The organism is Ancylobacter gelatini, assembly GCF_022601675.1.
Lineage (GTDB): Bacteria > Pseudomonadota > Alphaproteobacteria > Rhizobiales > Xanthobacteraceae > Ancylobacter > Ancylobacter gelatini.
Map to the genome: position 1 here is coordinate 24,732 of NZ_JAKVIL010000010.1, position 21,291 is coordinate 46,022.

18 protein-coding genes are annotated in these 21,291 nt (G+C 68.5%); 8 read left to right on the top strand and 10 right to left on the bottom strand.

The annotated features are described in order from the left end of the window. Positions 1 to 77: 77 nt before the first annotated feature. The 6 genes from MKI84_RS16350 (at position 78) to MKI84_RS16375 (ending at position 6,396) form a co-directional block, all read left to right on the top strand. The gene (locus MKI84_RS16350) at positions 78 to 635 is read left to right on the top strand and encodes a TetR family transcriptional regulator (protein ID WP_342593648.1); all 558 of its coding nucleotides are present in this window, start codon (positions 78 to 80) and stop codon (positions 633 to 635) included. 99 nt (positions 636 to 734) lie between these two features. Then, positions 735 to 1,907 (top strand): transporter substrate-binding domain-containing protein, encoded by a 1,173-nt coding sequence (locus MKI84_RS16355; RefSeq protein ID WP_241621308.1) that lies wholly within the window; start codon positions 735 to 737, stop codon positions 1,905 to 1,907. 24 nt (positions 1,908 to 1,931) lie between these two features. Next, positions 1,932 to 2,540: an ANTAR domain-containing response regulator gene (locus MKI84_RS16360; protein WP_241621310.1), complete on the top strand. Its 609-nt coding sequence runs from the start codon at positions 1,932 to 1,934 to the stop codon at positions 2,538 to 2,540. Between the two features lie 290 nt (positions 2,541 to 2,830). Then, a complete protein-coding gene (locus tag MKI84_RS16365) occupies positions 2,831 to 3,868 on the top strand; it encodes an aliphatic amidase (protein ID WP_241621312.1) in 1,038 nt (345 codons plus the stop codon). Positions 3,869 to 3,970: 102 nt separating this feature from the next. Further along, positions 3,971 to 5,290, top strand: coding sequence for a purine-cytosine permease family protein (locus MKI84_RS16370; RefSeq protein ID WP_241621314.1), 1,320 nt, complete (start codon positions 3,971 to 3,973; stop codon positions 5,288 to 5,290). 86 nt (positions 5,291 to 5,376) lie between these two features. Beyond that, positions 5,377 to 6,396: an alpha/beta fold hydrolase gene (locus MKI84_RS16375; RefSeq protein WP_241621316.1), complete on the top strand. Its 1,020-nt coding sequence runs from the start codon at positions 5,377 to 5,379 to the stop codon at positions 6,394 to 6,396. A 22-nt stretch (positions 6,397 to 6,418) separates the two neighbouring features. Here MKI84_RS16375 and MKI84_RS16380 read toward each other — a convergent pair whose 3' ends face one another. After that, positions 6,419 to 8,776: a VWA domain-containing protein gene (locus MKI84_RS16380; protein WP_241621318.1), complete on the bottom strand. Its 2,358-nt coding sequence runs from the start codon at positions 8,774 to 8,776 to the stop codon at positions 6,419 to 6,421. Then, a complete protein-coding gene (locus MKI84_RS16385; protein ID WP_241621320.1) occupies positions 8,773 to 9,588 on the bottom strand; it encodes a CbbQ/NirQ/NorQ/GpvN family protein in 816 nt (271 codons plus the stop codon). The genes MKI84_RS16380 and MKI84_RS16385 overlap by 4 nt, the downstream gene beginning before the upstream one ends. Before the next feature lie 245 nt (positions 9,589 to 9,833). Between MKI84_RS16385 and MKI84_RS16390 the strand changes: the two genes are divergently transcribed. Continuing rightward, entirely contained in the window at positions 9,834 to 11,030 is a 1,197-nt protein-coding gene (locus MKI84_RS16390; RefSeq protein ID WP_241621322.1) for an aminotransferase, read from the top strand. A 57-nt stretch (positions 11,031 to 11,087) separates the two neighbouring features. Here the strand turns inward: MKI84_RS16390 and MKI84_RS16395 are convergent, their stop codons facing one another. From MKI84_RS16395 to MKI84_RS16425, 7 genes are all read right to left on the bottom strand, one after another. After that, a complete protein-coding gene (locus MKI84_RS16395) occupies positions 11,088 to 13,220 on the bottom strand; it encodes a DEAD/DEAH box helicase (protein WP_241621324.1) in 2,133 nt (710 codons plus the stop codon). A gap of 254 nt (positions 13,221 to 13,474) precedes the next feature. Next, on the bottom strand, positions 13,475 to 14,113 hold the full coding sequence (locus MKI84_RS16400; protein ID WP_241621326.1) for a hypothetical protein: 639 nt from the start codon (positions 14,111 to 14,113) through the stop codon (positions 13,475 to 13,477). 71 nt (positions 14,114 to 14,184) lie between these two features. Beyond that, the gene (locus MKI84_RS16405) at positions 14,185 to 14,880 is read right to left on the bottom strand and encodes a glutathione S-transferase family protein (protein ID WP_241621327.1); all 696 of its coding nucleotides are present in this window, start codon (positions 14,878 to 14,880) and stop codon (positions 14,185 to 14,187) included. A 60-nt stretch (positions 14,881 to 14,940) separates the two neighbouring features. Beyond that, positions 14,941 to 15,792 carry a metal ABC transporter permease gene (locus MKI84_RS16410; RefSeq protein WP_241621329.1) on the bottom strand — a complete coding sequence of 284 codons (852 nt, stop codon included), beginning with the start codon at positions 15,790 to 15,792 and terminating at the stop codon, positions 14,941 to 14,943. Continuing rightward, a complete protein-coding gene (gene sitC / locus MKI84_RS16415; RefSeq protein WP_241621330.1) occupies positions 15,789 to 16,664 on the bottom strand; it encodes an iron/manganese ABC transporter permease subunit SitC in 876 nt (291 codons plus the stop codon). The genes MKI84_RS16410 and sitC overlap by 4 nt, the downstream gene beginning before the upstream one ends. Beyond that, positions 16,661 to 17,569, bottom strand: coding sequence for a manganese/iron ABC transporter ATP-binding protein (locus tag MKI84_RS16420; protein WP_241621332.1), 909 nt, complete (start codon positions 17,567 to 17,569; stop codon positions 16,661 to 16,663). Before MKI84_RS16420 ends, sitC begins: the two co-directional genes overlap by 4 nt. Further along, positions 17,566 to 18,480, bottom strand: coding sequence for a metal ABC transporter substrate-binding protein (locus tag MKI84_RS16425; protein WP_241621334.1), 915 nt, complete (start codon positions 18,478 to 18,480; stop codon positions 17,566 to 17,568). The genes MKI84_RS16420 and MKI84_RS16425 overlap by 4 nt, the downstream gene beginning before the upstream one ends. Positions 18,481 to 18,704: 224 nt before the next feature. Here MKI84_RS16425 and gnd point away from each other — a divergent pair, with 224 nt between their 5' ends. Next, positions 18,705 to 19,688 (top strand): phosphogluconate dehydrogenase (NAD(+)-dependent, decarboxylating), encoded by a 984-nt coding sequence (gene gnd, locus MKI84_RS16430; RefSeq protein ID WP_241621335.1) that lies wholly within the window; start codon positions 18,705 to 18,707, stop codon positions 19,686 to 19,688. 32 nt (positions 19,689 to 19,720) lie between these two features. On the opposite strand, the gene MKI84_RS16435 is transcribed toward gnd, so the two are convergent. Next, complete coding sequence (locus MKI84_RS16435) at positions 19,721 to 21,073, bottom strand: MFS transporter (RefSeq protein ID WP_241621336.1); 1,353 nt, start codon at positions 21,071 to 21,073, stop codon at positions 19,721 to 19,723. Positions 21,074 to 21,291: the final 218 nt, after the last annotated feature.

Genomic DNA, 21,291 nt, shown 5'->3' on the forward strand with positions numbered 1-21,291 from the left:
GGATCAGCAAAAATCCTTCCAGCCGGGTTATGGGATAGCCATGCACTGTCTCTGTCGGAAGGAAGACCCTCTTGCGGGTGACACGGGAAAAGGTCGCTGAACATCGGCGCACCATTCTGGAGACCGCCGCTCGGATGTTCCGGGAACGCGGCGTGGGTGATGTCGGCGTCGCCGAGATCATGCAGGCGAGCGGCCTCACGCATGGCGCCTTCTACGGCCACTTCCGCTCCAAGGACGAGCTGGCGAGCGAGGCCTGCCGCGAAGCGTGCGCGCAGAGCCTGGCGCGCTGGGAACAGATGCCCGAGCTGAAACGCATCATCGACGGCTATCTCTCAATCGAGCACCGCGACAACCCGGCGCGCGGCTGCTCGGTCTCGGCGCTTGCGGGTGAGGCCGCGCGGGGCGTTCCGCTTCGGGAAGATTACACCGAAGGCGTGGAGGGCTTTCTCCAGGCCATCGAGCATCGCCTGCCCGGCGAGCCCTCACCCGAGCGCCGCCGCCGGGCAGTCGCGATTTTCGCCGCGATGGTGGGCGCGCTCACCATGGCGCGCGCGGTTGCGGCGAGCGATCCCGAACTCTCGCAGGAAATCCTGACCAGCGCCCGCAGCGAGATCGCCGAACGCTTCGGCGTCTGAGGCCGCACCCGGCAGGGGGATACGACGCTCCGCCATTGCGCGCGCCGCGGCGCGGGGGCAAAACGGGGAGCCGTCCGCTGTTCGAGGTTTCGCGTGCCGATGATCCCCGTCCCTGATTCCACCACCGCCCAGCCCTGGCGGGTGGGCGTGCTGTTCTCGCAGACCGGCGTCACCCGCGATGTCGAGCGCTCGCAGCTCGGCGGCACGCTGCTGGCGATCGATGAGATCAACGCCGCCGGCGGCGTGCTGGGCCGCAAGGTGGAGGCCGTGGTCTACGACCCCGCCTCGACGCCGCGCCAGTACGGCCAGCTCGCCGCACGGCTGCTCGACGAGGACGGCGTGCGGCTGATCTTCGGCTGCTACATGTCCAGTGCCCGCAAGGCCGTGCTGCCGGTGGTGGAAGCGCTGCGCGGGCTGCTGTTCTACCCCACGCTCTATGAGGGCTTCGAATATTCGCGCCACTGCGTCTACACCGGCGCGGCGCCCAACCAGAACGCGATCCAGCTCGCGAAATACCTGCTGGGCACCTATGGCAACCGCTTCCTGCTGGTCGGCTCGAACTATGTGTTCCCCTATGAGTCGAACCGGATCATGACCGATTTCGTCACCCAGTCGGACGGCCGGGTGCTCGACGAGATCTATATCCCGCTGGAGCCCTCGGCCGCCGAGATCGACAAGGTCATCGCCCGCATCGCCAAGACCGAACCCGACGTGATCTTCTCGACCGTGGTCGGCGCCGGCACGGCCAGCCTCTACCAGGCCTATCATGCCGCCGGCTTTGATCCGGCGAAGATGCCGATCGCCAGCCTCACCACGTCGGAGGCCGAAATCGCGCTGATGGGGGCGGCGGCCGCGGCCGGCCACATCACAGCCGCGCCGTTCTTCGAAACGCTGGCGACCCCCGCCGCCCGGCGTTTCGTAGCCGCCTTCAAGGCCCGCAACGGCGCGGACGCGCCGGTGACGGCGGAGGCGGAGGCCGCCTATTTCCAGGTGCACCTCGCCCTGCGCGCGCTGGCCCGCGCCGGTTCCGACGCCCCCGACGACATTCTGGCCGAACTGCGCGACGCCGAGTTCGACGCGCCGCAGGGCCGGGTTCGGATCGATGGCGAGACCAACCACACCTGGCTGTGGCCTCGCGTCGGCCGGGTCGACGCGCAGGGCCGGTTCCAGGTGGTCTGGAACCCCGGCATGCGGGTGAAGCCCGATCCCTATTGCGTGGTGCAGAGCCTCGACGACTGGTCCGCCGACGGCCTCGCCGTCGCCCCTGTCTGACGCCGGGAACAGGGAAGCGCCAGCATGGGCATTCAAATCCTGAAGGACCTGCGCGGTCTCAGGCTCCACGTCATCCATCCGCCGGACGAGGAGCGCGCCGGGCTGGTGGAGCACCTGCGCCGTATCGGCTGCATGGTGGACAACACCTGGCCGGTGCCGCCGGAATGGCCGCAGAACGCCGACATCGTGCTGCTCGCCATCGAGCAGGACGCGCGCGTGCCGATCCAGAAACTGTTCAAGAGCGCGCCGGAGACCCGCCCGACGATCATCGCCATCGTCGGCTATGAGAATCCGTCCACGCTGCAGCTCGTGCTGGAATCCGGCGCCGTGGCGGTGGTGGAACGCCCGATCCGCCCGTTCGGCCTGCTGACCAACCTCACCATCGCCCGCAGCCTGTGGATGGAGCGCGAGGAGACCGCGCGCCGGCTCAAGAAGCTGGAGCGCAAGCTCACCGGCATCCAGAAGATCCAGAAGGCCAAGACCATTCTCATGGAAGGCCAGGGGCTCGGCGAGGAGGAGGCCTATCAGAGCCTGCGCCGGCAGGCCATGGCCAAGCGCGTCTCGATGGAAGAACTGGCGGTCGCGATCATCAACGCCAATGACCTCTTGAACTTCCGCGCGCGGGGTGATTAGATCGCTTCTGGACGTTTTCGAGGCAATGCCTGCGGAAACGTCATCCCCGCTCACCAAGGATGTTGAGCGGGTCTGGCGCTGTAGCCCGGAAAGGCTCCCACAAGGGGCCTGCCGGGCTTTTTTGCGTTTGGGCCTCCGCGCGACGGCGCTGTCCGCGAAGCCCTGACGCCGGCAAGCCCCCCGGACGGAACGCCAGTTCCGGCCGCAAGAAAATTCGCCCTTTCCAGCAAAATGACCCGGCCGCGCGGTGTGACCCCCGCCGCGCGACGCCGGCCTGAGGAGAACAGCCGATGTATCATGGCGACGTTTCCAGCAGCAAAGACACCGTCGGCGTGGCGGTGGTGAACTACAAGATGCCCCGCCTGCACACCAAGGCCGAGGTGCTCGCCAACGCCCGCAAGATCGCCGACATGGTGGTCGGCATGAAGGTCGGCCTGCCGGGCATGGATCTCGTGATCTTCCCGGAATACTCGACCCACGGAATCATGTACGATTCCAAGGAGATGTACGAGACGGCCTCGACCATTCCCGGCGACGAGACCGAGATCTTCGCCGAGGCCTGCCGCAAGGCCAAGGTCTGGGGCGTGTTCTCGCTCACCGGCGAGCAGCACGAGGAGCACCCCAACAAGGCGCCCTACAACACGCTGATCCTGATGAACGACCAGGGCGAGATCGTGCAGAAATATCGCAAGATCATGCCCTGGGTGCCCATCGAGGGCTGGTATCCCGGCAACTGCACCTATGTCTCGGACGGCCCGAAGGGGCTCAAGGTCTCGCTGATCATCTGCGACGACGGCAACTATCCCGAAATCTGGCGCGACTGCGCGATGAAGGGGGCCGAGCTGATCGTGCGCTGCCAGGGCTATATGTACCCGGCTAAGGACCAGCAGATCCTGATGGCAAAGGCCATGGCCTGGGCCAATAATTGCTACGTGGCAGTGGCCAATGCCTCCGGCTTCGACGGCGTGTATTCCTATTTCGGCCACTCGGCGATCGTCGGCTTCGACGGGCGCACCATGGGCGAATGCGGCGAGGAGGACTACGGCATCCAGTACGCCGCGCTCTCCACCTCGCTGATCCGCGACGCGCGCAAGAACATGCAGTCGGAGAACCACCTCTTCAAGCTGGTCCATCGCGGCTACACTGGGATGATCAATTCCGGCGACGGCGACAAGGGCGTGGCCGCCTGCCCCTACGACTTCTACAAGAAGTGGATCACCGATCCCGAAGGCACGCGGGAGATGGTGGAATCCTTCACGCGCCCGACGGTGGGCACCGAGGAATGCCCGATCGACGGCATTCCGAACCAGTCGACCACGCATCGCTAGGCCTTCGCACGCAGCAGAGGTGACACACCCGCCCCGTTGCAGCGGGACGGGTGTGTCTTCGGTCGCGCCACATCCCATCCCGTCAGCAACGGAACATCCGACATGGACCATAAGACCGCCACCTCCTTACAGGAATCGGAAGAGCAGATCGAGCACCTGCTCGGCAGCGAGTACGAACACGAGCCGGTGCCGCCCGGTGCCCGCCACAGCACCTTCTCGGTCACCATGGTCTGGGCAGGCTTCCCGATGATCATCACCGGCGCCATGACCGGCTCGCTTCTGGTGCTCGGCATGGGCTTCTCGCGTGCCCTCACCGCCATGATCCTCGGCAACCTGTTCATGCTGGTCTATGTCGGGGCGCTCGGCCATATCGGCGCGCGCACCGGCATGAACTTCGCGCTGATCGCCAGCCAGATCTTCGGCCGCAAGGGGTACATGCTGGCCTCCGGCCTGCTGTCGACCCTGCTGCTCGGCTGGTACGCCGTGCAGACCGGCATTACCGGGGCGCTGGTCAGCTCGACCTACGGGCTGAGCTATGTCGGCATGACCATCCTCGCCGGCGTGCTCTATATCGGCATCACCTTCGTCGGCGTGAAGGGCCTGCACTGGATCGGCATCGTCTCGGTGCCGCTCTTCGTGGTGCTCGGCGGCTGGGTGGCGCTGCACGCGGCCTCAACCACGAGCTGGGAGGCGATCCTCGCCTATCCCGGCAATAACGGTGTCGCCACCATGTCCATGGGTGTCGGCCTGACGGTGGTGATCGCGCTGTTCATCGACGCGGGCACGGTGTCGGCCGATTTCAACCGCTGGGCCCGCACCCCCGCCGCCTCGCTGATCGCGACGTTCAGCGCCTTCCCGGTCGCCAACCTGGTCGCGATGCTGGTGGGCGGCGTGATGACGGCGGCGCTGGCGGTGCCCGATGCCAACCCGTTCGGCGCCGACAATATGTTCGGCTACATGAACACGATGCAGATCGGCTGGCTGAGCGTGCTGGCCTTCGTCTTCCTCTATCTCAACCTCGGTTCGGTGTGCTCGCACTGCCTCTACAACGCGGCCACCGGCTGGTCCCGCATCACCGGCACGCATATGCGCGTGATGGCCGTGGTGCTGGGCGTGATCGGCATCGCGATCGCGGCCGGCAATGTGTGGGCGTTCTTCATCGCCTGGTTGTCGCTGCTCGGCATCATCGTGCCGCCGATCGGCGCCATCATTCTTGTCGACACCTATGTCTCCCGCCCCGCCGACATCCCGGCGGACTGGAAGCCCCGTGCCTTCGTCGCCTGGGCGATCGGCTCCGTCGTCGCCTTCGCGGTCGAACATTTCGCGCCCGGCCTGTCCACCGCGATCTCCGCGGCGGTGGTGGCCGGCATCGCCTATTGGGCGCTGTGCGGTTTCGCGACCCGTGCGGTCCAGCCGGCGTAACGCCCGCCGGCCTTCGTACAACCGGCACCGTGCCCCGCGCGGTGCCGGAACCTTGTCCAACCACCACGCCTAAGGGGGAACCTACGATGAGCCTCGACTACAGCACCTTCGACCTCGGCGATCTCGTCCTGCAGGGCGGCGCCACGCTCCGCGACGCCAAGCTCGCCTACAAGACCTTCGGCACGCTGAACGCGGCCAAGGACAATGTGATCCTCTATCCGACCTGGTACTCCGGCCAGCATTACGAGAATGAATGGCTGGTCGGCGAGGGCATGGCGCTCGACCCGGCCAAGTACTTCATCATCATCCCGAACATGCTGGGCAACGGCCTGTCCTCCTCGCCCAGCAACATGCCCGAGCCCTATAACGGCCCGCGCTTTCCCAAGGTCACCGCCTATGACAACGTGAAGGCGCAGCACAAGCTGGTGACGGAGCAGTTCGGCATCGAGCACATCCGCCTCGTCACCGGCTGGTCGATGGGCGCGCTGCAGACCTTCCAGTGGGGCGCGCAATATCCCGACATGATGGATTTGATCGCGCCGTTCTGCGGCTCGGCCAAATGCTCGCGGCACAATTTCGTGTTCCTCGAAGGCGTGAAGGCTGCGCTCACCGCCGACGCGGCGTGGAACGAGGGCTGGTACACCGCCAAGCCGGCACGCGGCCTGCGCGCCGCCGCCCGGGTCTATGCCGGCTGGGGCTTCTCACAGACCTTCTATCGCCAGAAGCTCGACATCGAGGCGCTCGGCTATTCCTCGCTGGAGGACTTCCTCGTCGCTTTCTGGGAAGGCTTCTTCCTGCCCAAGGACGCCAACAACCTGCTGACCATGCTGTGGACCTGGCAGAACGGCGACATCAGCGCCAACGAGCTCTACAAGGGCGACTTCAAGGCCGCACTCGGCGCCATCAAGGCCAAGGCGCTGGTCATGCCGGGCCAGACCGACCTGTATTTCCCCCCGGAAGACAGCGAGTTCGAGGTCGCCAACATGCCGAACGCCACCCTGCTGCCCATGCCGTCGGTATGGGGGCATTTTGCCGGCGGACCGGGAACCAACCCGGAAGACGTGAAGTGGCTGGACGCCCAGCTCAAGGAACTGCTCGCCTCCTGACGCCACGGCGGCGCGGCGCTCATCACCGCCGCGCCAGCCGGAAATAGAGTTCGGACAGCCGCATCGGCAGATCGTCGATACGGCGCACCGGCATGGTGTTGGTCGTGCCGAAGATCGCCGCGCCAGAGCCGACACCGCCGGGGTCGAGCGTCACGCCGAAAGTGTCGATGCCGCGCGCGCGCAAGCCCAGCACCACCCGGCGCGCATCAGCGACCAGATCGGACGGGCGGTCGACATCGATGTCGGACGGCTCGCCATCGGTCAGCACCAGAATGAGCTTGCGGAACGCCCGCACCCCGGCGATCTCCTCGCCCGCATGCCGCAGCGCCGCCCCGAGCCGGGTCGACAGGCCGGATTGCAACCCGGCGAGCCGCGCGGCGCCATCCTCGCTATAGCGCTCGGTGAAGCGCTTTACATGGATGTAGCGCACATCGTCGCGGCCCGCGGAGGCGAAAGCGGCGAGCGCCATCTCATCGCCCAGTCCCGCCATCGCCTCGGCCAGCATCGCCACCGCAAGCTTCTCGATGTCGAGCACGCTCGCGCCGTCCGGCAGCCGCTCACGGGTGGATTCGGAGGTGTCGAGCAGCACCAGCACCGCAAGATCGCGCTGGCGCAGCGCGGATGCGGTGAAGACCCGCTCATCCGGCGTCTCGCCAACCCGCCGGCTCACCGCGGCCTCGATCGCCGCGTCGAGGTCGAGCGCATGCCCCTCGACCTGCCGCTTCAGCCGAACCGCGCGCCCGACCTTGGCGGCACGCACCAGCCGGGCGATCCGCGCGCGCAACGGTCCGGCGCGCTCCAGCGCCCGCGCCAGCGTGCGCGGATCGCCGAGCGCCGGCTCGACCTCACGCAGCGTGGTCCAGTCCGCCCGCTCCAGCCCGGCTTGCGCGTCCCATTCGGGATAGCGCGCGACGATGCGCCCGCGCTCATCCGCCGGGGCGGGGCGGGCGCGCCCGGTCGGCTCGGGTTGCGGCGCAGCTTCGGGCGGCTGCGGGGCGTTCTCCTCCTCGCGGCGCTCGATCCGCGCGGCGTCGACCGCAAGCTCGACCTCCTCCGTCCGCTCGGCATTCTCCTCGCCGAAATCCCACAGTCCGAGCCCGTCATCGCGATAGGCCGGCTCCACCACATGGCCGCGCGCGTCGAAGCGGATGCGGCGCTGGCCGAGATCATTGGCGAGCCGGGTGCCGATGTCGAAGCTGAGCGCCGGGTCATCGAGCCGGTCGCTTCGCTCGGCGAACAGCGCCCGCGCCTTGGCGATCAGCGCATCGGGATCCTGATAGCCGGGGTCGAACAGCGCGCGGGCGATCCGCGCCAGCAGCAGGGCCGCCAGCGGCTCGGCCGAAGGGGCAGTGACATGGAACGGCGCCCAGAGCCGACGCAGGCCGGGAAAGCGCGCCATGGCCAGAGTCTCGATCCGCGCGTCCTCGATCAGGTTGATGCAGGCCATCTGTACCGGCTTCACCTTGCCAAGCGTGAAGCGCGGCCCGCCATAAGCCAGATGCGCCCCGGCATGGGCGCTGGCGGCGCGGTAAAGCGCGTGCGAGGCCGCGCCCGTCACACCGGAAAACACTTCCGGCAGGCGGATCACCGGGCCGGCAATGTTGGCACGGCGGGGCGCATCGCCAATCTCGGGTACCGGCAATGGCTGGAGGCTGGGCGGGAAGCCCGGACGGTCACCCCACAGCGCGGCGAGCAGGCGCCGCAGCCCGACTTCCAGTTCGGCGAAGCCCGGACCGGCGCCCATGCGCGCCAGCAGCCGGCGCGACAGCGGGTCCTCCAGCGCGAAGAACGCCCGGCGCCGCGCGCGGTCCCGGCCCGCCGCGCGCCGTCCGGCGGTGGCGAAGGCCTCGACCTCGGCCAGGCTGCCCCTCGCCAGCAGGGTCGGCATATGCCCGGCGAACAGCGCGATCTCGTCCGGCGCGCCCTGGGCGGTCGCCGTCATCATCGTCCACCAGCGGCGCTGCGCCTCGGCATCGAGCCGCTCCGCGATCCGCTCGAAGGCCTCGATCACCGCCAGCGCCGCCGGCGCACCGGCCGCACGGCAGACATTCGCGGCGGCGAGCCCAGCCGCGCCCAGCCCAGCCGCGCCCAGCGCATCCGGCGGCAGCCTCCGCCCGAGCGTGACGCTGGCACGCCAGAACGCCAGCAGGCACCCCGGCCCGGCATTCACCTTCGCCAGTTCCAGCACGCCGGTTGCCCACGGCTCCAGCGCCGCCGGTTCGTACCGCCGCCGCAGCGCCTGCCATGTCTCCTCGAACGAGGCACGCAGCAGCGCCCGCCCGTGCATCTGGCGCCGCAATTCGTCGCCGAACGGCGTGGCTGCCGATGGCGCCGGGGCGGCGAGGTTCAGGGTGGGAAGGCTGGCGGTCGGAAGGGTCATGGCAGGCAGGCGGAGATCGCCGCGCCCAGCGTCTCGCGGACATCGGCGTCGTCGGTGATCGGCAGGATGATCCCGGCCCGCACCGCCATCTCCAGCGGCACGCCACCGGCGACGAGGCGCCCGGTATGGATCAGCATCCGGGTCGAGGCGCCCTCGTCGAGCCCCTGTCCCCGCAGACGGCGCGTGCAGCCGGCGATGGTGACCAGAAGCCCGGCCAGCTCCGTGTCCGTGCCGGCCTCGCGCGCCACGATCCCCGCTTCCAGCACCGGCTCGGGATAGTCGAAATCCAGCGCGATGAAGCGCTGCTTGGTGGATTCCTTCAGGTCCTTCACCGCGCTCTGGTAGCCGGGGTTGTAGGAGATGACGAGCTGGAAATCCGGGTGCGCATGAATGAGTTCGCCCCGCTTTTCCAGCGGCAGCACGCGGCGGGCATCGGTGAGCGGGTGGATGACGACGGTGGTGTCCTGCCGCGCCTCGACGATCTCGTCGAGATAGCAGATGCCGCCATGGCGCACCGCGAGGGTGAGCGGCCCGTCCTGCCACATCGTGCCTTCGGGTCCGAGCAGGAAGCGGCCGGCAAGGTCCGCCGCCGTCATGTCTTCATGGGCGGCGACGGTGACCAGCGGCCGGCCGAGCTTCCATGCCATGTGCTCGACAAAACGGGTCTTGCCGCAGCCGGTCGGCCCCTTGAGCATCACCGGCAGGCGATGCTGCCAGGCGGCCTCGAACACCGAAACCTCGTTGTCCACCGGCTGGTAGAACGGCTCGGCGGCGATGCGGTAGCGATCAAGCGGTGAGGTCGAGGCATCCATGAAGGGTCTCCGCGTTTACAGGTCCGCGGCGTCGTCCTTCAGGGCAAGGAAAGACGGCCCCGGAAGAGGGCTGCCGGCATTCCTTGCCGCGTACCGGCCGCGACGTCCCTGTCGCCGGCCGATGCCCGCGATTAAACGGGAGAATGTCGCGCCGCACAAGGCACCCGACCTGCGCAGAACGACGTAGACAGCGCGCGACCCACGGGGCAAAGGGGAGCCTGTCCCTCTGCCCGCCGAGACCTGCGATGCCCTCACCGCTCCATCCGCTGAACCCGCTGCTCGCCGCCACCGAAGGCGCGCCGATCCCGGCCGCCTGGGCGTGGCTCGCGGCCTATGACGGCTCCGCCGGGCCGGCGATCAACCTGTCGCAGGCCGTCCCCGGCCGCGCGCCGGAGCCGGAACTGCTCGCCGCGCTCGCGGAGGCGGCCGGGGCGGCGGAAGCGGCGCGCTACGGGGCCATTCTCGGCGACGAGGACCTGCGCGCGGCGCTGGCGGCCGACATTTCCCGCACCTATCGCGGCCATGTGCGCGCGGACGACATCGTCATCACCTCCGGCTGCAACCAGGCGTTCTTCGTGACGCTGATGACGCTGGCGAAGGCCGGCGACGAGGTGATCCTGCCGACGCCCTGGTACTTCAACTACAAGATGACGCTCGACATGCTCGGCATGGTCGCGGTGCCGCTGCCCTGCGCGGCCTCAAATGGCTTCGTGCCGGATGTGGGCCACGCCCGCGCGCTGATCACCCCGCGCACCCGCGCGCTGGTATTGATCACGCCCAACAATCCGACCGGGGCGGTCTATGACCGCGCCACCATCGCGGCCTTCGCGGCGCTGGCGAAAGAGGCCGGCATCCGCCTCGTGCTCGACGAGACCTATCGCGACTTCCTGCCCGACGGACATGACGAGGCGGCGCACGACCTGTTCGCGCAGGGCGACTGGCGCGAGGTGCTGGTGCATCTCTACAGCTTCTCGAAATCCTACGCCGTGCCGGGCCATCGCATCGGCGCGCTGGCGGGCGGGGCGGCGTTCCTCGAACAGCTCACCAAGGTGATGGACAGCCTGCAGATCTGCGCCCCGCGCACCGGGCAGCTCGCGCTTGCGGGTGCGGTGGAACAGCTTCTGCCGGCACGTCGGCGCATGCGCCATGAGTTCAACGCCCGCGCGCGGCTGTTCACGGGCGAAATCGCGCAGGCGGAAGGCTGGGAGCTGACCTCGATCGGCGCCTATTTCGCCTATCTGCGCCACCCCTTCGCGCAGGACGGCTTTACCGTGGCGGAGGCGCTGGCGCGCGAGGCGGGAATCCTCACCCTGCCCGGCGCGTTCTTCGGGCCGGGGCAGGAGGATTTCCTGCGCGTCGCGTTCGCCAATGTCGAGGATGACCGGCTGGCCGGCCTCGGCACGCGGTTGAACGCGTTCGGGGCCGGGCGGGAGCGGCGCTAGCGCCGTTCCCCGTGAGGCCGCTGCTCAGCGGACAGGCTTGCCCGTATCCCCAGCCGCTCAGCGGCCGGGCTTGCCTTTGGGCTTGTCGCCGAAGGCCCCGCCCGGCTTGCCGTTCGGCTTGCCGGATTTGCCGGGCTTCTTGCCGGCAGCGCCCTCGGCCTTGCCGGAGGGCTTGCGCGGCGCGCCGCCCTCATCCGTACGCGGCGCATAGGCGGGGCGAGCACCCTTGCCCTTGAAACCTTCGGGACGCGGCGGGCGGTCCTCGAAGCTTTTGCCCTCGAAGCTCTTGGCGCGCGGCCTGGCCGGCGCGGGACGCTCGGCCAGCGGATCGAAGCCGCGGGCTTCGTCCGGCTTGCGATAAGGCTTCTTCGGCGCCGTGCCCGGCCGTTCCTCGGCGCCGCGCTCCTCGCGCGGGCGGAAGGTGCGCGGACGATCGGTGAAGGCGCGATCCTCGCGCGGCCGCTCCTCGCGCGGGCGATCCTCACGGGGCCGGTCGCCATAGGAGCGGGGCTCCCGCGGGCGCTCGTCGCGCGGTTTCCCGAACGACCGGCGCGGGCCGGCGCGGCCCTCGTCGCTCAGCGAGGAAAGGCCACCGGGCAACGGCTCGATCACCTCGCCCTTGCCGCCCGAGCCCAGCGCTGCGCGGCCGAACGCCTCGGCCGCTCCGGCCTGGATCTCGAAGGCGGTCTCGTTCTCGAAGATGCGGATCGCGCCGATCTCCTTCTTGGTGATGTTGCCACGCCGGCAGATCAGCGGCAGCAGCCAGCGCGGATCGGCATTCTTGGTGCGGCCGATATTGAGGCGGAACCAGGTGGAGCCGCCCTCGCCCGGCGCGGCGAAGTCGCGGCGAGGCGCGCGCTCGCGCAGGGTCCGGCCCTCGCCGGGGTCTTCCACCTCTTCAGGCGCCGGCAGGCGCGAGCGGTAGAGCCGGGCCAGCGCCGCGGCGATATGTTCGGGCGTGTAGGCGGCGAGCAGGTCGCGGCCGAGCACCAGCTCGTCCTCGCCCACCTCCTCGGTCAGCAGCGGGTCGCGCAGCAGCCGCTCGCGGTCGAGCTGGCCGATTTCCTCCGGCGAGGGCGCGGCGGTCCACGCCACATTGATGCCGAGCCCGGCCATGAGGTCGGTGGCGCGGCGCCGGCGCATCGGCGGCACCAGCAGCACGCTCACCCCCTTGCGCCCGGCGCGGCCGGTGCGGCCGGAACGGTGCTGGAGGCTTTCCGCATCATTGGGCAGCTCGGCGTGGATGACGAGGCCGAGATTGGGCAGGTCGATGCCGCGCGCGGCGACGTCGGTGGCGACGCACACGCGGGCGCGGCCGTCGCGCAGCGCCTGGAGCGCCTGGTTGCGGTCGTTCTGGCTGAGTTCGCCCGAGAGCGAGACCGCGGAAAAGCCGCGCTCCTGCAAGGTGGCGTGCAGGTGGCGCACCACCGAGCGGGTGTTGCAGAACACCATGGCGGTCGGGGATTCGTAGAAGCGCAGCACGTTGACCACTGCGTGCTCCATCTCCTTCGGCGCGATGCGCATCACGCGATATTCGATGTCGGCATGGCCGCCCACGGTATTGGCAACCTCGACGCGCAGCGCGTCGGTCTGGTAGCGGCCGGCCAGCGCGAGGATGCCGCGCGGCAGGGTGGCGGAGAACAGCAGGCTGCGGCGCTCCGGCGGGGTGGCGTCGAGGATGAATTCGAGGTCCTCGCGGAAGCCCAGGTCGAGCATCTCGTCGGCCTCATCCAGCACGGCGACGCGCAATGCGGAGAGGTCGAGGCGTCCGCGCTCCAGATGGTCGCGCAGCCGGCCGGGCGTGCCGACCACGATATGCGCGCCATAATCCAGCTGGCGCTGCTCGGCGCGCGCGTCCATGCCGCCGACGCAGGAAACGATGCGCGCGCCGGTCTCGGCGAACAGCCAGACGAATTCGCGCTGGACCTGGAGGGCGAGTTCGCGGGTCGGTGCCACCACCAGCGCCAGCGGGGTCGCGGCGGGACCGAAGCGCTCCTGCGTGCCGAGCAGGGTCTCGGCGATGGCGAGGCCGAAGGCCACCGTCTTGCCGGAACCGGTCTGCGCGGAGACCAGAAGGTCGCGCCCGGCGGTCTCGGCCGCGGCGACGGCCGCCTGCACCGGGGTCGGGTCGTTATAGTTGCGGGCGGCGAGGGCACGGCCGAGCGCGGGATTGGAGGTCGTGAAAGCCACGGAATGAACAGCCTTTTGGCCGGGCGAACCCGCGCGAAAAAGCGCGGTGCTCCGGCGGAGAGCCGCGAGCGCCACGATGCGCGCAGGGCAAGCCAGCACGCAACAGGCCATCTCAGACGGCGGAACGGCTCTTCTTCTAATTCAGAGCGGGCCACAAAGCCATGGTTGCCGTACCGTTGCGCGGAAATGGCACCCATGCCCGGCCCGCACGGCTGGTTCGGCGCACGCAGGACCTCACAGCGCGGGCGAAACCGTCATCGCCCACCGGGGCTTCCGGCCGTCGGGTCGTCGCTCCCGTCGTCGGGGCCGAGCGCCAGGCCGGCGCCGGCGCCCATTCCGCCGCCCCGGCCGCCCTCGCCGCGTCCCCCGTCACTTCGTGCGCCCTCACCCTTGCCGCGCCCACCGGATGGCGCGGGCCGCGTCGGGCCCTGCCGGGGGATTGCGACATCGGCCGGAATCGGATCGAGGTCCAGCGCCTCGCGGATGAAATTGCGCAGCGCGACCACCAGCTCATCGGTGTGCACCGGACGACCGGCGATCAGCTCGTTCACCGCGCGCTGCGCCAGCCGGACATGCTCCTCCGTGCCGAGCAGGATGATGTCCGACAGCGCCGCCTCCACCGCGTCGCGGATGCGCCGCCGCCGCTCCGACCCCTCGGCGGGACCGGGCATCGAGGCCGCTTCGTCCGCCAGCTCCGCCGCCTGCCGGCGCAGATCGCCCAGATGCCGGGGATCGACCGCCAGATTGCCGGTGAACGACCCGCCGAGCACCTTGTAGGCGGCAATCAGCGTGCGCAGCCGCTCGTTGATCTGGCGATTCATCCGCTCGCGGCGCTGCTGGATGGTCAACATCATCAGAAGGCGGATGCCGACGCCGACGAAGGCGAACAGCAAGAGGCCGAACAGCGTGGTGCCAAGGCCCTGCCAGGAACTGAAATCGATGGCGCGCAGCGCGTGACCTCCCGTCAGCCGCCGGAAATGGCGGCGTGGATCGCCGTGCAGTGCCGCACGAGATTGGGGCGCTCCCCGACCAGCGCGCGCAGCGGGGTGTCGATCTCGTAATAATAGATGTTGGCGAGAAAGCCGTAGATGCCGGCATCCACGGTCGAGGGCGCGTCGCCGAACAGATAGCCGTCTTCCGGGATCAGGTCGGCCAGCACCTGAAGGTCGGCGAGCCCGCGCGCATAGGCGTCCTTCGGCTCGTAGCGGCCGATGCCCTGATAGTAATAGCGCTTGGCATTGAACTCTTTGGCCTTGAGCAGCGCCTCGCCGGTCAGCTCGGGGTGCTGTGCCAGCAGCGCATCGCGGAACTGCGGCCAGTAGGCCTCGTCCTTCCAGCGCGAATAGGACATGACCCAGTAAAGGTCATCGAGCATGCGCGTGACCATGTGGCCGGTGTCGCGCTGGGCGCGGCTGAGGCCGGCATCGAGACTGAGGCCGTGACGGCGCTCCAGATGGGCGATGATGGCGGAGCTGTCGCCGATCGCCTCGCCGTCATCCTCGATATAGGGCAGTTGCCCGCGCGGCGCGGCCGAGGCGTCGAGCAGGTGCCTGTGCTCGAAAGGCAGCCCCGCAAGCCGGAGAACCGCGAAGATCTTCAGGCCATAGCCATTATTGTCGGCGACGCCGAACAGCATCGGGTAGGAATAGAGCGTGATCATTGACGCCTCCCGGACGATACCTAGCCGATCCGGGAGCGGACGAACAGCCGGCGCCCTCTCTCACGCGGCCTCGTTCGCCCCGCCCGCGCGCTCGGCGCGCGCCGCGCGCCGCGTTACCCGGATGAACGCCGCCACGAAGGTGAGGCTCATCAACAGCACGATGGTCGGCGCCGGCGCGCTGTCGAGGAAGAAGGAGAGGTAGACGCCGAGGACCGAGGCGCCCACCGCCACGCTGACCGCCGCCACCAGCATGTGCGAGAAGCGCCGCGTCAGCAGGAAGGCGATGGCGCCGGGCGAGATCAGCATGGCGATGGCGAGGATGATGCCCACCGCCTTCAGCGCCCCGACAATGGTCAGCGAGATCAGCGCGAGCAGCCCGTAATGCAGCAGCCGTACCGGCAGGCCGACCACGCGCGCCTGCGCAGGATCGAACGCGTGCAGCAGCAGGTCCCGCCATTTCAGCGCGACGATCCCGGTGGTGAGCGCGGCGATCGCGGCGGTCTCGGCAATGTCCCCCCAGGAGACGCCGAGCATGTCGCCGAACAGGATGTGGTCGAGATGCACGTCGGTCTGGATCTTCACATACATGACCAGCCCGACGCCGAACATGCCGGAGAACACGATACCCATCACCGTGTCCTGCTTGATGCGGCTGTTCTCCTTGAGGAATCCGGTGGCGAGCGCGCAGAACATGCCGGCGGCAAAGGCGCCAATCCCCAGCGGCAGCCCCACAATATAGGCCAGCACCACGCCGGGCAGCACGCCGTGGCTGATGGCGTCGCCCATCAGCGACCAGCCCTTCAGCACCATGAAGCAGGACAGCAGCGCCGCCGGCACCGCGACCAGCGCCGCGATGACCAGGGCATTGACCATGAACTCGAACTGGAACGGCTCCAGCAGCGTCTCGATCATGCCGCTTCCTCCGGTGCGTCGGCCCGCAGCACCCGCGCCGCGCGGCGCCGGGCGGCGAGCATGCCGTGCTTGGGGGCGAACACGAAGGCCGCGAGGAACACCAGCGTCTGCAGCACCACGATGATGCCCCCGGTCGCGCCGTCGAGGAAATAGCTGGCATAGGCGCCGACGAAGCTGGTCACCGTGCCGATGGCAACCGCAGTCGCCAGCAGGCGCGGAAAGCGGTCGGTGAGCAGATAGGCGGTGGCGCCGGGCGTCACCACCATGCAGATCACGAGGAACGCACCCACCGTCTGCAGGGCCGCGACGGTGCACGCCGCCAGCAACGAGAAGAACAGGATCTTCAGTGCCGTCGGGTTGAGGCCGATGGTGCGGGCGTGGCTTTCGTCGAAGAACACCACCATCAGGTCCTTCCACTTCACCAGCAGGATGGCGAGCGAGACGAAGCCGATGATGGCGAGTTGCAGCGTGTCCGCCGGCGTGATGGCGAGGATATTGCCGAGCACGATGGTCTGGATGTTCACCGAGGTCGGCGACAGCGAGATCATGAACAGCCCGAGGCCGAAGAAGGAGGAGAAGATCAGCCCGATGATGGCGTCCTCCTTCAGCCTTGTGCGCTGGTTGAGGAACAGCATCGCCCCCGCCGCCAGCGCGCCGGAGAAGAACGCGCCGATCGAGAACGGCAGGCCCAGCATATAGGCGCCGGCAACGCCGGGCACGATGGAGTGCGAGAGCGCGTCGCCGATCAGCGACCAGCCCTTGAGCATGAGATAGCAGGACAGGAACGCGCACACGCCGCCGACCAGCGCCGACACCCACATGGCGCTGCGCATATATTCATAGCCGAACGGCTCCAGCAGCAGCGCGCTCATGAACCGGCTCCACCCGCCGGCGGACGTGCCGGCTCGCGCGAGACCGGCTTGCCGCGCTGGAGCACCAGCGCGCGCTCGTCATCGGTGAACACGCCGAGCGGATGCGCGCCGTTCTGCGCCTCGTCGAACACCACATGGCGCAGCACACCGCCGAAGGTCTTCTCCAGATTGGCCTGGGTGAAGGTCTCGGCCGTAGGGCCATAGGCCAGCACGGTGCCCTTGAGCAGCACGGTGCGGTCGCAGAATTCCGGCACGCTGCCGAGATTATGGGTGGAGACCAGCATCACCCGCCCCTCGTCGCGCAGCGCGCGCAACAGGGTGATGATCGCGTCCTCGGTCTTCACGTCGACCCCGGTAAAGGGCTCGTCGAGCAGGATCACGCGGCTGTCCTGCGCCAGCGCGCGGGCGAGGAACACACGCTTCTTCTGGCCGCCGGAGAGTTCGCCGATCTGGCGCTTGCGGAACTCGGCCATGCCCACGCGCTCCAGCGCGGCGGTCACCGCCGCATGGTCGGCGGCGCGGGGGATGCGCATGAAGTTCATGTGGCCGTAGCGGCCCATCATCACCACGTCCTCGACCAGGACCGGGAAACTCCAGTCCACCTCCTCGGCCTGCGGCACATAGGCGACGAGGTTGCGCTTGAGCGCGGTCTCCACCGGCAGGCCGAGCAGGCGGATCGAGCCCGCCGCCAGGCTCACAAATCCCATGATCGCCTTGAACAAGGTGGACTTGCCCGAGCCGTTGACCCCCACCAGCGCGGTGATGGTGCCGGTCGGAATCTGGAACGAGGCGTCGCGCAGCGCGGTGTGGCCGTTGCGATAGGTCACGCTCGCCCCGCGCACGCAAATGCCGGCGCTGTTCCCCTCGAGTTCGCAGGCGGCAGCCTCGCGCAGCGGAGCGTTCATTTGGCGAGGCCCTTGGCGATGGTGTCGGAGGTCACGCGCAACAGGTCGATATAGGTCGGCACCGGCCCGTCGCCCTCGGTGAGGGAATCGACATAGAGCACGCCGCCATAGGCCGCCCCGGTCTCGCGCGCCACCTGCTGGGCGGGGGCCGGCGAGATCGTGCTTTCCGAGAACACGACCGGGATGTTGTTGGCGCGCACCGCGTCGATCACCTTGCGGACCTGTTTCGGCGTGCCCTGCTGGTCGGCATTGATCGGCCAGAGATAGAGCTCCTTGAGCCCGAAATCGCGGGCGAGATAGGAGAACGCTCCCTCGCTCGAGACCAACCAGCGCTTTTCCGGCGGGATGGCGGCGAGCTCGGCCTTGATCGGGTCGATCGCGGCACGGATCTTCGCCTTGTAGGCCTCGGCATTCGCCTTGTAGGTGGCGGCGTTGGCCGCGTCGTATTTGGCGAAGGCGTTCGCGATGTTATCGACATAGATCATCGCCGCTTCCGGCGACATCCAGGCATGGGGGTTCGGCTTGCCGGTATAGGGCCCTTCCGCGATGCCCATCGGCTCGACGCCTTCGGACACCACCACGCCGGGCACGCCCTTGAGGTTCTGGAAGAACTTCTCGAACCACAATTCGAGGTTCAGCCCGTTCCACAGGATGAGCTGCGCGCCCTGCGCCTTGCGGATATCGCCGGGGGTGGGCTGGTAATTGTGAATCTCGGCGCCGGGCTTGGTGATGGATTCCACGATCGCCGCATCGCCGGCGACATTGCGCGCAATGTCCGCGATCACGGTGAAGGTGGTCACCGCCTTGAACTTGCCGTCCTGCTGCGCCTGTGCCGGTACGCCGGCGAAGGCAATCGCGAGAACGGCTCCCGGCAGTCCCGTCAGCAGCGTCCGTCTGGAAGTGTGAAGCATCCGGCTGCCTTCTTGCGATTGATTTGCAAAAGCATAATTCAGCCGCCGCCGGATTTTTGCAAGTGCAAATTAATCGCAACTGCGTGACAAGCCATTGTCAGCCTGTCGAAACCGCCCGTCTTTCGGGTTGACCCGCGCCGCCCCAGCCTGTTCGCTCCCGCATGCCCGTGTCACCTTGATGCGCTAAGGTGCGGGCGTCCGTCGGTGAATCGGGAGAACAACAGATGCAGATCGGTATTGTCGGCCTCGGCCGCATGGGCGCGAACATCGCGCGGCGCCTCGCGCGCGACGGCCATTCCTGCGTCGTCTGGGACCGCAGCGAGGCCGCCGTCGCCGAACTCGCCAAGGAAGGCAACATTGCCGCCACCAGCCTCGCCGACATGGTGGAGAAGCTGGAGGCCCCGCGCGCAGTGTGGGTGATGCTGCCGGCCGGCGGGCCGACCGAGGAAACCGTCACCGCCCTCGCCGCCATGATGGCGCCGGGCGACACCGTGATCGACGGCGGCAACAGCTTCTACAAGGACGACATCCGCCGCGCCGCCATGCTGCGCGAGCGTGGTGTGGTCTATGTCGATGTCGGCACATCGGGCGGCGTCTGGGGTCTCGATCGCGGCTATTGCATGATGATCGGCGGCGAGAAGGCCTCCGTGGACCGGCTCGACCCGATCTTCCGCACCCTCGCCCCCGGTATCGGCGACATTCCGCTCACCCCCGGCCGCGAGGGCCGCGACGCCCGCGCCGAGCAGGGTTACATCCATGCCGGCCCGGCCGGCGCGGGGCATTTCGTCAAGATGGTCCATAACGGCATCGAGTACGGCCTGATGCAGGCCTATGCCGAGGGCTTCGAGATCATGAAGCGCAAATCGTCGGAAGAGCTGCCAGAGGCCGAGCGCTTCACGCTCAACCTGCCGGACATCGCCGAGGTGTGGCGGCGCGGCAGCGTGGTGTCGTCCTGGCTGCTGGACCTCTCGGCCATCGCGCTCGCCCAGAGCGAGGAACTCGCCGAATATTCCGGCGCGGTCGCCGATTCCGGCGAGGGGCGCTGGACCGTGCAGGCCGCGATCGAGGAGGCGGTGTCCGCCGAAGTGCTCACCGCAGCGCTCTACACCCGCTTCCGCTCGCGGCAGGACCACACCTTCGGCGAGAAGCTGCTCTCAGCCATGCGCTACCAGTTCGGCGGCCACATCGAAAAGCCCGCCGGCGGCTAAGCCGGCAGGGCGTATCGGACGACATCGGGGCGTCATGCCTCGATGTCGATGTCCTTGGTCTCCGAGCCGAGCAGCAGCGCGACCAGCGTGATCAGCGCCATGGCGGAGAGGTAGATCCCGACCCAGAACGGGCTGCCCCCGCCATAGCTCCACAGCGCCACCGCGATGAACGGCGCCACCGCCGCGCCGAGGATCGACGACACGTTGTAGGCGATGCCCGAGCCGGTGTAGCGCACATTGGCCGGGAACAGTTCCGGCAGCAGCGCGCCCATCGGGCCGAAGGTCATGCCCATCAGGCTGAAGCCGATCACCAGCCACGCCATGACGCCGACGAAGCCGGCCGAGAGCATCGGCACCCAGAGCAATCCGAACACCACGATGGCGAGCGTGACGCCGATCAGCGTCGCACGGCGGCCGTGGCGGTCGGCCCAGGGGCCGGAGGCCATGGTGAAGATACCGAAGAACACCACGCCGAAGATCATCATCAGCACGAAGCTGGTGTAATCATAGCCCAGCCCCGGCAGCGCGGCGGCGCCCGAGGCGCGACCATAGCTGAGCGAGAAGGTGGTCATCAGGTAGAAAAGCACATAGGTCGCCAGCATGTAGAACGTGCCGAGCACGACCTGCCTGCCATGGGTGCGGAACACGCTCGCTAGCGGCAGGCTCTTCACCTTTCCGGCCTTGACCGTCTTCTCGAAGGCGGTGCTTTCCACGAGGTTCAGCCGCACCCACAGGCCGACGATCACCATCACCGCCGAGAACAGGAACGGCACGCGCCAGCCCCAGCTCAGGAAGGCATCGGAGGGGCGCGAGGGGTCTTCGGAAGGCAGCACCGCCGCGATGATCAGGAACAGGCCGTTGGCGATAATGAAGCCGAGCGGGGCGCCGAGCTGCGGGAAGGTGCCGAAGATGGCGCGCTTGCCGGGCGGGGCGTTCTCGGTGGCGACCAGCGCCGCCCCGCTCCATTCGCCGCCCAGCGCGAAACCCTGCGCGAGGCGGAGCACGACCAGCAGCGCCGGCGCCAGCCAGCCGACCATCGGGAAGGTGGGCAGCGCGCCGATCAGGAAGGTGGCGATGCCCATGGTCAGCAGCGCACCGACCAGCGTCACCTTGCGCCCCCGCCTGTCGCCGAGATGGCCAAAGAAGATCGCCCCGAGCGGGCGCGCCACCATGGCCGCGCCGAACACGGCGAAGGAGGCGAGCAGCGCCGTCGTGTCGTTGCCGGCCGGGAAGAACAGGTGCGGAAACACCAGAACCGCCGCCGTGGCATAGACGTAGAAATCATAGAACTCGATGGTGGTGCCGACGAGGCTGGCGAGAATGACGCGCGAGCGCGGATTGACGGCGGCGGGGGCGGTCGCCGGGGCGGCGAGGGTGTCGGACATGCTGGACGCTCCGAGAGCAGCGCGGCCGGCCGCCGTCACGGCGGTCGGACAACGCTGCGGGTCGTCACGGCAAGCCGGCGGCGGCCTGTCGAAACGAACCCGGCTGAGGGGCCGGACGCAATCTCCTTGCGGCCACGGACGGGCCGGCGAATGGAACATGCGTCGCGGGTCGGTTCGAGGCGGCCGCCATACCGGCCGGACCGCCTGTTTTATGACAC

What these genes read in the sequence shown, in the direction of transcription:
- MKI84_RS16435 (WP_241621336.1), bottom strand. Translation starts at nt 21,073, where the DNA reads ATGTCCGACACCCTCGCCGCCCCGGCGACCGCCCCCGCCGCCGTCAAT.
- MKI84_RS16380 (WP_241621318.1), bottom strand. Translation starts at nt 8,776, where the DNA reads ATGACCCTTCCGACCGCCAGCCTTCCCACCCTGAACCTCGCCGCCCCG.
- MKI84_RS16385 (WP_241621320.1), bottom strand. Translation starts at nt 9,588, where the DNA reads ATGGATGCCTCGACCTCACCGCTTGATCGCTACCGCATCGCCGCCGAG.
- MKI84_RS16355 (WP_241621308.1), top strand. Translation starts at nt 735, where the DNA reads ATGATCCCCGTCCCTGATTCCACCACCGCCCAGCCCTGGCGGGTGGGC.
- MKI84_RS16365 (WP_241621312.1), top strand. Translation starts at nt 2,831, where the DNA reads ATGTATCATGGCGACGTTTCCAGCAGCAAAGACACCGTCGGCGTGGCG.
- MKI84_RS16425 (WP_241621334.1), bottom strand. Translation starts at nt 18,480, where the DNA reads ATGCTTCACACTTCCAGACGGACGCTGCTGACGGGACTGCCGGGAGCC.
- MKI84_RS16375 (WP_241621316.1), top strand. Translation starts at nt 5,377, where the DNA reads ATGAGCCTCGACTACAGCACCTTCGACCTCGGCGATCTCGTCCTGCAG.
- MKI84_RS16420 (WP_241621332.1), bottom strand. Translation starts at nt 17,569, where the DNA reads ATGAACGCTCCGCTGCGCGAGGCTGCCGCCTGCGAACTCGAGGGGAAC.
- MKI84_RS16370 (WP_241621314.1), top strand. Translation starts at nt 3,971, where the DNA reads ATGGACCATAAGACCGCCACCTCCTTACAGGAATCGGAAGAGCAGATC.
- gnd (WP_241621335.1), top strand. Translation starts at nt 18,705, where the DNA reads ATGCAGATCGGTATTGTCGGCCTCGGCCGCATGGGCGCGAACATCGCG.
- MKI84_RS16410 (WP_241621329.1), bottom strand. Translation starts at nt 15,792, where the DNA reads ATGATCGAGACGCTGCTGGAGCCGTTCCAGTTCGAGTTCATGGTCAAT.
- MKI84_RS16360 (WP_241621310.1), top strand. Translation starts at nt 1,932, where the DNA reads ATGGGCATTCAAATCCTGAAGGACCTGCGCGGTCTCAGGCTCCACGTC.
- sitC (WP_241621330.1), bottom strand. Translation starts at nt 16,664, where the DNA reads ATGAGCGCGCTGCTGCTGGAGCCGTTCGGCTATGAATATATGCGCAGC.
- MKI84_RS16390 (WP_241621322.1), top strand. Translation starts at nt 9,834, where the DNA reads ATGCCCTCACCGCTCCATCCGCTGAACCCGCTGCTCGCCGCCACCGAA.
- MKI84_RS16405 (WP_241621327.1), bottom strand. Translation starts at nt 14,880, where the DNA reads ATGATCACGCTCTATTCCTACCCGATGCTGTTCGGCGTCGCCGACAAT.